A 9,793-nucleotide genomic window follows, 5' to 3' on the forward strand; every position below is an offset into this window, starting at 1 on the left:
GCGCTCGTTCGGCTGCTAGGCGTCCTGGCCGGCAGCGGCGTCCTTCTTGGCCTTCTGCGCCGCCTGCGTCTTGGCGTACCGGGCCTCGAAGCGGGCCACGCGACCGCCGGTGTCCAGGATCTTCTGCTTGCCGGTGTAGAAGGGGTGGCACTGCGAGCAGACGTCGGCGCGGATCGTGCCGGAGCTCGCGGTGCTGCGGGTGGTGAACGTCGTGCCGCAGGTGCAGACCACCTGGGTCTCGACGTACTCGGGGTGGATGTCGCTCTTCACGGGGTCCTCTCTCTCGGCCCGGGTCGCCGCTGCGGGGTGCAGGGGCGTGAACCGGAACCAGCGCACGATTGTGCCACCTGACCGAACAGCGGCACCAACCCGCCTGTTCCCGAGCCGTCGGGCGGACCCGTCAGGCGGGAGCGCCGAGCAGGGCCTCGACCCGGGCGGCCAGGTCGCGGGGGCTGAACGGCTTGGTGACGTACTGGTCGGCGCCGCTGTGCAGGCCGGTCTCGACGTCGCTGTCCTGGGCGCGGGCCGTCAGCAGGATGACGGGCAGGTTGGCCAGGGTCGGGTCGCGACGGATCTCGGCGACGGCCTCCAGGCCGGACATGCCCGGCATCATCACGTCGAGCACCACGAGGTCGGGCCGCTCGGCGCGGATGGCGTCCAGGGCCGCGGCGCCGTCGCTGGTCGCCACGACGCGGTGCCCCATGGTCGTGAGCTTGAACTCGACGAGCTCACGGATGTCCGCGTCGTCGTCCGCGACCACGATGTGCGCCACTACCCCACCGTCCTCTCACCTCACCGGTCCAGACCATCGTACGGGCCGGACGGCCGGGGGTCAGGTGTTTGCCGATTCAGCGCCCGTTCTTCGTCGCCCGCGTCAGCAGCTCGATGTTGGTCCGGGTGCTGCGGAGCCGGTCGAGCAGGAGTCCGAGCGCACCGGCCGCGTCCGGCTGGGCCGCCAGCTGGGCGCGCAACCGGGTGACGGCGTCGCGCTCCTCGGCACCGAGCAGCAGGTCGTCGTGGCGGGTGCCGCTGCCGGCGACGTCGACGGCGGGGTGCAGCCCCGCGTCGGCGAGCGTCCGGGACAGGTGGACCTCCGCGTTGGCGGTGCCCTCGAGCTCGTCGACCACCTCGGCGTCGGTGACGGAGTGGCGGTCCACCGACGCGGTCGCGATGACGGTCAGCGACCCGCCCTGCTCGAGCGCCCGGGCGGCACCGAAGAACTGCTTGGGCGGCAGCAGGGCGGACACGTCCACCCCGCCGGGCAGGGTGCGACCCGCGGAGCCGGTGCCCGCCTGGTGGTGCGCCCGCGCCAGGCGGGTCAGCCCGTCGAGCAGGACGACGACGTCGTGGCCCAGCTCCACCAGGCGCTTGGCCCGCTCGACCGCGAGCTCGGCCACGCCGACGTGGTCGGCGGGCTGGCGGTCGAAGCCGGAGGCGATGACCTCCCCGGCCACCGCGCGGCGGAAGTCGGTGATCTCCTCGGGACGCTCGTGGAGCAGCACCACCATCAGGTGGGCCTCGGGGCAGTTGGAGGTGATCGAGCCCGACAGCGACTGCAGCAGCGCGGTGCGGCCGGAGCGCGGCGAGGCCCGCACGAGGCAGCGCTGGCCCTTGCCGATCGGCGCGACCAGGTCGAGCACCCGGCCGGTGAGGTCCTCCGGGCCGGTCTCGAGGCGGATCCGCTCGGTCGGGTGGACGGCCGTCAGCTCGTCGAACTCCGGCCGGCTCCGCGCGGTCTCCGGGTCCTGGGAGTTGACCGAGTCGATGCGCACCATCGGGTTGAACTTCTCGCGGCGCTCGCCCTCGCGGGGCTGGCGGACCTGGCCCTGCACCGCGTCGCCCCGCCGCAGGCCGAACTTCCGCACCAGCGACAGCGACAGGTAGACGTCCTCGACGCCGGGCAGGTAGCCGCTGGTCCGCACGAAGGCGTAGTTCTCGAGCACGTCGAGGATGCCCGCGGCCGGCACGAGCACGTCGTCCTCGAGGACCTGGGTGTCGGGCTCGCTGCGACGACCCGGACGCGGTCCGGGCTCGCGGCTGTCGCGGCCCCGACGGCGACGGCTGCGGCGCGAGCCGCCGGCCTCGTCGCCGTCGTCGCCGTCCTGGGCGTCGCGGCGGTCCGCGGCGTCCTCGGCGTCCTGCGCGTCGCGGTCGGCCTGCTGCTGACGCTTCTGCTGCTGGTCCTGCGACGGTCCCTGCTGGCCCTGGTTCTGCTGGCCCTGGTTCTGCTGGCCCTGGTTCTGCTGGCCCTGGTTCTGCTGGCCCTGGTTCTGCTGGCCCTGGTTCTGCTGGCCCTGGCCCTGCTGGTTCTTGCCCTGCTGGGCCTGGTTCTGCTGGCCCTGCTGGCTCTTGCCCTGCTGGGCCTGGTTCTGCTTGCCCTGCTGGTTCTTGCCCTGCTTCCCGGACTGCTGGCCCTTGCCGCCGTCCTGGCCCTTGCCGCCGTCCTGGCCCTTGCCGCCGTCCTGGCCCTTGCCGCCGTCCTGGCCCTTGCCGCCGTCCTGGCCCTTGCCGGCGTCCTGGCCCTTGCCGTCGCGCTTCGGCGGCTCCTGGCGCGCGGCGTCCTGACGGGAGGCGTCCTGACGGGAGGCGTCGGTCACGACGGACTCGCGCTGGCGGGCCCGGCGCCGCTCCTGCGGGGCCTCCGGCTCCGACTCCCCCACCGGCTCCGGCTCCGCCCGGGAGGAGCGCTCGGGGGCGGAGGCGGAGGCGGGCTCGGACGCGCGATCGGGCGCGGACGCCGTCGGGGCCGCCGAGGACCCGGCGTCGGCGCCGCGGGCCGGGCGCGGGCCGCCGCCCTGGGCGGTGCGGACCGCCTCGACGAGCTGGGGCTTGCGCATGCCGTCGGCCCCCGCGATGCCGAGGCCCGCAGCCATCGACTTGAGGTCCGCGATGCGCATCGCGTTGAGCCCGCCGCGCTTCTTCGGCTCGGGGGCGGTGTCACCTGACTCGGTCACCGGTGCTCCTGTGATCGCGTGCGGCGCGCCCGCGCGCCGGGGTCCGGGGCCGGCGCTGGAGGCCGGCGGTGGGCGCCGGGATCCGGCGCCACGGCCCGGACGCTACCAGCCGCTCACCCGGCGAGGACGGCGGCGCCGGACCCGCCCACGTCGACGTGGTGGACGTCCCACCCGCGCGGACCGCGGTCCATCACGTCCTGCGGGTCGATGCCCGCGGCTCCCACCCCAGCGCCGACGAAGGCCAGGACGGTGGGCCCGGCGCCGGAGACCACCGCCGGCACGCCGTCGGCCCGCAGCGCGTGGACCAGCCGGAGGGTCTCGGGCATGGCCGGCTCGCGCTGCTCCTGGTGCAGCCGGTCCTCGGTGGCGCGCAGCAGCAGGTCCGGGCGGTGGCCCAGGGCCACCACGAGCAGGGCCGCGCGACCCGCGTTGGTCGCGGCGTCGGCGTGGGGCACGGTGGCTGGGAGCAGGCCGCGGGCGGCGGTCGTGGCGACCGCGCCCGGCGGCACCAGGACGACGGCCGACACCCCGGGGGCCACCGGCGACGGCACCGCGAAGGCGCGGGCGTCCGCACCCGTGCCGGTCCCGGAGACGACGAAGCCGCCGAGCAGGGCGGGCGCGACGTTGTCGGGGTGTCCCTCGAGCTCGGTGGCGAGGTCGAGCAGCAGGTCGTCGTCGAGGGCGGAGCCGTCCTCGAGCAGCCCGCGGGCCAGGACCAGGCCGCCCACGATGGCCGCCGACGAGGACCCGAGGCCGCGCCCGTGCGGGAGGACGTTGCGGGTGCGCAGCGCGACCCCGGGCACCTCGACCCCGGCCGCGCGGAGCCCCGCGTGCAGCGCCCGGACCACGAGGTGCCGCTCGTCGCGCGGCACGTCCTCGGCCCCCTCCCCCTCGACCTCCACCGTCAGCCGGGGCGCGACCTCGGCCGTGAGCTCGTCGTGCAGCGCCAGCGCGAGGCCGAGGCTGTCGAAGCCCGGCCCGAGGTTGGCGGAGGTGGCCGGGACCCGGACGGTGACCGGGCCGGAGCGGAAGGGCGCGGACACCGGGCTCAGGCGAGCCCGGCAGCGGCCGCGGCCTCGTCGGCGTCGGGGTCGACGACCACGTCGACGATGTCGCCGACCGGCTCGAGCGCGGTCGCGGTGTCCTTCAGGCCGTGGCCGGTCACGGTGACCACCACGGTCCGCGCCTCCCAGCGACCCAGGGCCTCGGGGCCCGAGGCCAGGTCCGCGAGCATGCCGGCGACACCGGCCGCCGAGGCGGGCTCGACGAAGACGCCGTCGTGGCGGGCCAGCTGGTGCTGGGCGGAGAGGATCTGCTCGTCCGTGACCGCGGCGAAACCGCCGCCGGACTGCTCCGCCGCGGCGACGGCGAGGTGCCAGGAGGCGGGGTTGCCGATGCGGATCGCGGTGGCCCGGGTGTCCGGGTCCCGCACCGGCTCGCCCGAGACCAGCGGCGCCGCGCCCGCGGCCTGGAAGCCGCGCATCTCGGGCCGGCGGGTCGAGGCACCCCACTCGGCGTACTGCGTGTAGCCGAGCCAGTACGCCGAGATGTTGCCGGCGTTCCCGACGGGCAGGACGTGCACGTCCGGGGCGTCACCGAGGAAGTCGACGATCTCGAAGGCGCCCGTCTTCTGACCCTCCAGGCGCACCGGGTTGACCGAGTTGACCAGCGCGACCGGGTAGCGGTCCGCGAGGTCGCGGGCCAGCATCAGGCAGTCGTCGAAGTAGCCGCGGACGCTGATCACCTGCGCGCCGTGGACGACGGCCTGCGCCATCTTCGCCGCCGAGATCTTGCCCTCGGGGGCCAGGACCAGCGGCTTGAGGCCGGCTCGCGCGGCGTAGGCCGCCATCGAGGCCGAGGTGTTGCCGGTCGAGGCGCAGACCACGGCCTCGGCGCCCTCGTGCCGGGCGAGCGAGATGGCGGTGGTCATGCCGCGGTCCTTGAAGGACCCCGTCGGGTTGTCGCCCTCGACCTTGAGCCAGACCTCGGCGTGCGACAGCCCGGAGAGCCAGTCGGAGCGGACCAGGGGGGTGCCGCCCTCGCGCAGGGTCACGGCCGCCAGCCCGCTGGGCAGGTCGAGGAGGTCGCGGTACTCCTCGATCACCCCGCGCCACTGCCGGGTGCGGGCGACGCCGCCGGTGCGGCCGCGCCCCTGGGGCGCCGAGCCGGTGTCGAGGACGGTCATTCCGGTTCTCCCTCCACGCGCATCACCGAGGTGACGTCGCGGACGATGTCCATGCCGCGCAGGTGCTCGACGGTCGCCGACAGCTGGGCGTCACTCGCGCGGTGGCTGACGACGACGAGCTGGGCCTCGTCGCCGCGACCCTCCTGGCGGACGGTCTGGATCGAGACGTCGTGCTCGGCGAAGGCGAGGGCCACCGAGGCGAGCACACCCGCGCGGTCCTCGACGTCGATCGCGACGTGGTAGCGGGTGCGGGTCTGGCCCATCGGCAGCACCTCGCGGTCGGCGTACGCCGACTCCCCCGCGCCGCGGATGCCGGCGAGGCGGTTGCGGGCCACCGTGACGAGGTCTCCCAGCACCGCGGAGGCGGTGGGCGCACCGCCCGCGCCGGGGCCGTAGAACATCAGCTGTCCGGCGGCCTCGGACTCGGTGAACACGGCGTTGTAGGCCTCGCGCACGGAGGCGAGCGGGTGGCTGCGCGGGATCATGGCGGGGTGCACGCGGGCGGCGACGGCCTGCCCGTCCGGGGTGTCGATGAGCTCGCAGATCGCCAGCAGCTTGACCACCGCGCCCATGTCGCGGGCCGAGGCGACGTCGGCGGCGGAGACCTCGGAGATCCCCTCGCGGTGCACGTCCGCGGCGGTGACCCGGGTGTGGAACGCCAGCGACGCGAGGATCGCCGCCTTCGAGGCGGCGTCGAACCCCTCGACGTCCGCGGTGGGGTCGGCCTCGGCGTACCCGAGCTCCTGGGCCTCCTCGAGCGCCTCGGTGAAGCCCGCGCCGGAGGAGTCCATCTTGTCGAGGATGAAGTTGGTGGTGCCGTTGACGATCCCGAGCACGCGGGTGACGTTGTCGCCCGCGAGGGACTCGCGCAGCGGGCGGAGGATCGGGATGGCCCCGGCCACGGCGGCCTCGTAGTGGAGGTCGCGGCCGGCCTTCGCGGCCGCCTCGTAGAGGGTGGGGCCGTCCTCGGCGAGCAGCGCCTTGTTGGCGCTGACCACGCTCGCGCCACCCTCGAGGGCCGCCAGGATCAGGCTGCGTGCGGGCTCGATGCCGCCGATCACCTCGACCACGACGTCGACGTCCTCGCGCGTCACCAGCGACTCGGCGTCCGTGGTCAGCAGCCCGGCGGGCACCTCGACCTCGCGGGGCGCGTCGAGGCGGCGCACCGCGACCCCGACCAGCTCGACCGGGGCGCCCACCCGGGCCGCCAGGTCGTCGGCCTGGTCGCGCAGCAGCCGCACCACCTGCGAGCCCACGGACCCGCACCCCAGCACGGCCACCCGCACCGGACGCCCCGCCTGCACGCTCACTGGTCTCCTCCGTCGTGCGCCGTCCCGAGCGCCGTCCCGGGTGTCGGGGCGGGCGCGTGGTTGCCGACGTCGGTCGCCAGCAGGTCGTCCTCAGTCTCCCGCCGGACGACGACGCGCGCGACCCCGTCCCGCACCGCGACCACCGGAGGGCGCAGCGAGTGGTTGTAGTTGCTCGCCATCGAGCGGCAGTAGGCACCCGTCGCGGGGACCGCCAGCAGGTCGCCGGGCGCGACGTCGGCGGGAAGGAACTCGTCCTTGACCACCACGTCGCCGGCCTCGCAGTGCTTGCCGACCACGCGCGCCAGCACCGGCGGGGCGTCGCTCGCGCGGGCGGCCAGGGTGCAGGAGTAGTCGGCGTCGTACAGGGCGGTGCGGACGTTGTCGCTCATGCCGCCGTCGACGGAGACGTAGGTCCGCACGGCGCCCGCGTCGAGGGTCACCGGCTTGACGGTGCCGACCGTGTAGAGCGTGCAGGTCGCCGGACCGGCGATCGCCCGGCCCGGCTCGATGGACAGCCGGGGCCGGGCGAGGCCCAGCGCGCGCAGCTCGGCGTCGACGATGCGGCCGAGGTCCGCGGCCAGGCTCTCGGGCGTGGCCGGGTCGTCCTGCGTCGTGTACGCGATGCCGAACCCGCCTCCGAGGTCGAGCTCGGGCATCTCGACGCCCAGCTCGTCGCGGACCCGTGCGTGCAGCGCCAGCACCCGGCGGGCGGCGACCTCGAAGCCGGAGGCGTCGAAGATCTGGCTGCCGATGTGGGAGTGCAGGCCCCGCAGCGCCAGCGAGTCCTCGGCGTGGACCCGTCGTACGGCCTCGAGGGCGGCGCCGGTGGTGATGGAGAGCCCGAACTTCTGGTCCTCGTGGGCGGTGGCGATGTACTCGTGGGTGTGGGCCTCGACGCCGGGGGTGACCCGCACCATGACCCCCTGGACGACCCCGAGGTCCCGGGCGACCGCGGCGACCCGACCGACCTCGGTGAGCGAGTCGACGACCACGCGGCCGACCCCGGCGGCCACGACGCGGCGCAGCTCGGGGACGGTCTTGTTGTTGCCGTGGTACTCGATGCGGGCGGGGTCCACGCCGCCGCGCAGGGCCACCGTGAGCTCGCCGGGCGAGCAGCAGTCCACGTGGAGGCCGTCCTCGGCCATCCAGCGCGCCACCGCGGTGCACCAGAACGCCTTGGCGGCGTAGTAGACGTCCCAGCCGGCGAAGGCGTCGCGGAAGGCCACCGCCCGGCCCCGCAGGTCCGCCTCGTCCAGCACGTACGCCGGGGTCATGTGCTCGGCGGCCAGGTCGGCCAGGCGGACCCCGCCGACCTCGAGCTCGCCGTCGACCTTACGGGCCGTCGCCGACCACAGCTGGGGCACCAGGGCGTTGGGGTCGACGGGCTCGCGCAGCCACGACGGCCCCCGCAGCGCGCCGGTCGCGTGGGCCCAGCCGGCCTCGTGGGTGGTGCTCACGACTACATCCGATCCGGCGCGGAGACGCCCAGGAGCGCGAGTCCGTTGGCCAGCACGGTGCGGGTCGCGCCGACCAGGACCAGGCGCGCGCGGTGCAGGTCGCCCGCCTCCTCGTCCCCCTGGGGCAGCACCCGGCAGGCGTCGTAGAAGCGGTGGTAGTCGCCGGCCAGCTCCTCGAGGTAGCGCGCGACACGGTGCGGCTCGCGCAGCTCGGCGGCGCTCGCCACGATGCGGGGCAGCTCGGCGAGCGTGCGCAGCAGCGCCCCCTCCTTCTCGTGGGTCAGCAGCGAGGGGTCGAAGCCCTCCGGGTCCACGGACAGCCCGAGGTCGGCGGCGTTGCGCAGCAGCGAGGCGACCCGGGCGTGGGCGTACTGGACGTAGAAGACCGGGTTGTCGGAGGTCTGCTTCGTCATCTCGGCGACGTCGAGCGTCAGCGGGGAGTCGGCCGGGTAGCGCGAGAGCGTGTAGCGCAGCGCGTCGGTGCCGATGAGGTCCACGAGCTCCTCGAGGGTGACCAGCGTGCCCGCGCGCTTGGACAGCTTGAGCTCCTCGCCGTCCTTCATGATCTTCACCAGCTGGCCGATGAGGACCTCGATGTTGCGGTCCGGGTCGTCGCCCGCGCAAGCCGCCATCGCCCGCAGCCGGTTGACGTAGCCGTGGTGGTCGGCCCCGAGCAGGTAGATGCACACGTCGAAACCGCGACGCCGCTTGTCGACGTAGTAGGCGGTGTCGGAGGCGAAGTAGGTGAGGTCGCCGTCGGACTTGACCAGGACGCGGTCCTTGTCGTCGTCGAAGTCGGTGGTGCGCATCCACAGCGCGCCGTCGGCGTCGAAGAGGTGGCCCTGCGCGCGCAGCTTCTCGAGGCTCGACACGACGTCCTGGCCCTCGTGCAGGGAGCGCTCGGAGAACCACACGTCGAAGTGCGTGCCGAAGCGCTCCAGCTGCTCGCGCTGCTGGCGCAGCTGCACGGCGTAGCCGGCCTCGCGGAAGGCGGTCGTGCGCTCGTCGCCCGCGAGCTCGAGGATCCCCGGGTGCTCCGCGACGACCTGCGCGGCCACGTCGGCGACGTACCCGCCGTGGTAGCCGTTCTCCGGGACGTCCTCGCCCAGGGCGCGGGCCTCGACGGAGGCACCGAACAGGTTCATCTGGTTGCCGCGGTCGTTGATGTAGAACTCGCGGTCCACGGTGGCGCCCGCCGCGGCGAGCACCCGCGCGATCGCGTCGCCGACGACGGCCCACCGGGTGTGGCCGAGGTGCAGCGGGCCGGTGGGGTTGGCCGAGATGAACTCGACGTTGACCCGCTGGCCGGCCAGCGTCCGCGAGGACCCGTACGACGCCCCCGCGGCGACGATGTCGGCCGCCAGCGCGGCCTGCGCGCCGGCGTCGACGGTGATGTTGAGGAAGCCGGGACCCGCGATCTCGACCGCGCCGACACCGGGCACCTCCCGCAGGTCGGCGGCCACGAGCTCGGCGAGCTCGCGTGGTGTGGTGCCGGCCTTCTTGGCGAGCTGGAGCGCGACGTTCGTCGCCCAGTCGCCGTGGCCCGCCTGACGCGGTCGCTCGACCGTGACCCGCGCGGGCAGCCCGTCGGGCAGCGTCAGGACGCGTCGCTCCACGAGTCCGCCCAGGACGTCGTGGACGGCGGTCGACAGCTGTTCGGGGGTCACCGGTCAAGGGTATCGACGGCCCGCGGACCCACCGGCGGCGAGTCTCACGACCTCCGACGCACCGGGGTCCGGGCGAGGTCGCGTTTCGACCCGGCGCCCGGGGACGGTAGGTTGGTCTCCGCACGTCCGAGCCCCCGTAGCTCAGGGGATAGAGCGCCGCCCTCCGGAGGCGGAAGCGCAGGTTCGAATCCTGCCGGGGGTACCACCGCACCACGACGAA

The 9,793-nt window shown here is 74.8% G+C and carries 8 protein-coding genes and 1 tRNA gene; 1 reads left to right on the plus strand and 8 read right to left on the minus strand.

Annotated elements, in window-relative coordinates:
- Nucleotides 1–15: 15 nt before the first annotated feature.
- From rpmE to argS, 8 genes are all read right to left on the minus strand, one after another.
- On the minus strand, nt 16–270 hold the full coding sequence (gene rpmE / locus ABD158_RS18185; RefSeq protein WP_344009227.1) for a 50S ribosomal protein L31: 255 nt from the start codon (nt 268–270) through the stop codon (nt 16–18).
- A 130-nt stretch (nt 271–400) separates the two neighbouring features.
- On the minus strand, nt 401–772 hold the full coding sequence (locus ABD158_RS18190; protein ID WP_344009229.1) for a response regulator transcription factor: 372 nt from the start codon (nt 770–772) through the stop codon (nt 401–403).
- Nucleotides 773–848: 76 nt separating this feature from the next.
- The gene (rho, locus tag ABD158_RS18195) at nt 849–2,954 is read right to left on the minus strand and encodes a transcription termination factor Rho (RefSeq protein ID WP_344009230.1); all 2,106 of its coding nucleotides are present in this window, start codon (nt 2,952–2,954) and stop codon (nt 849–851) included.
- A gap of 113 nt (nt 2,955–3,067) precedes the next feature.
- Nucleotides 3,068–3,997 (minus strand): homoserine kinase, encoded by a 930-nt coding sequence (gene thrB, locus ABD158_RS18200; protein ID WP_344009232.1) that lies wholly within the window; start codon nt 3,995–3,997, stop codon nt 3,068–3,070.
- A gap of 5 nt (nt 3,998–4,002) precedes the next feature.
- A complete protein-coding gene (thrC, locus tag ABD158_RS18205) occupies nt 4,003–5,139 on the minus strand; it encodes a threonine synthase (protein WP_344009233.1) in 1,137 nt (378 codons plus the stop codon).
- Nucleotides 5,136–6,449 carry a homoserine dehydrogenase gene (locus tag ABD158_RS18210; protein WP_344009235.1) on the minus strand — a complete coding sequence of 438 codons (1,314 nt, stop codon included), beginning with the start codon at nt 6,447–6,449 and terminating at the stop codon, nt 5,136–5,138. Before ABD158_RS18210 ends, thrC begins: the two co-directional genes overlap by 4 nt.
- Nucleotides 6,446–7,906: a diaminopimelate decarboxylase gene (lysA, locus tag ABD158_RS18215; protein WP_344009237.1), complete on the minus strand. Its 1,461-nt coding sequence runs from the start codon at nt 7,904–7,906 to the stop codon at nt 6,446–6,448. The genes ABD158_RS18210 and lysA overlap by 4 nt, the downstream gene beginning before the upstream one ends.
- A gap of 2 nt (nt 7,907–7,908) precedes the next feature.
- Nucleotides 7,909–9,573, minus strand: a complete 1,665-nt coding sequence (argS, locus tag ABD158_RS18220) for an arginine--tRNA ligase (protein WP_344009239.1) — start codon at nt 9,571–9,573, stop codon at nt 7,909–7,911.
- 130 nt (nt 9,574–9,703) lie between these two features.
- Between argS and ABD158_RS18225 the strand changes: the two genes are divergently transcribed.
- A tRNA-Arg gene (locus tag ABD158_RS18225) sits at nt 9,704–9,778 on the plus strand.
- The last annotated feature ends 15 nt before the right edge of the window (nt 9,779–9,793 follow it).

Origin of the sequence: Nocardioides lentus (genome assembly GCF_039529515.1) — a bacterium.
In the GTDB taxonomy this organism is placed as follows: Bacteria; Actinomycetota; Actinomycetes; order Propionibacteriales; family Nocardioidaceae; genus Nocardioides; species Nocardioides lentus.

Excerpts from the sequence above, each read along its gene's own strand:
- thrC (WP_344009233.1), bottom strand. The coding sequence starts at position 5,139 with ATGACCGTCCTCGACACCGGCTCGGCGCCCCAGGGGCGCGGCCGCACC.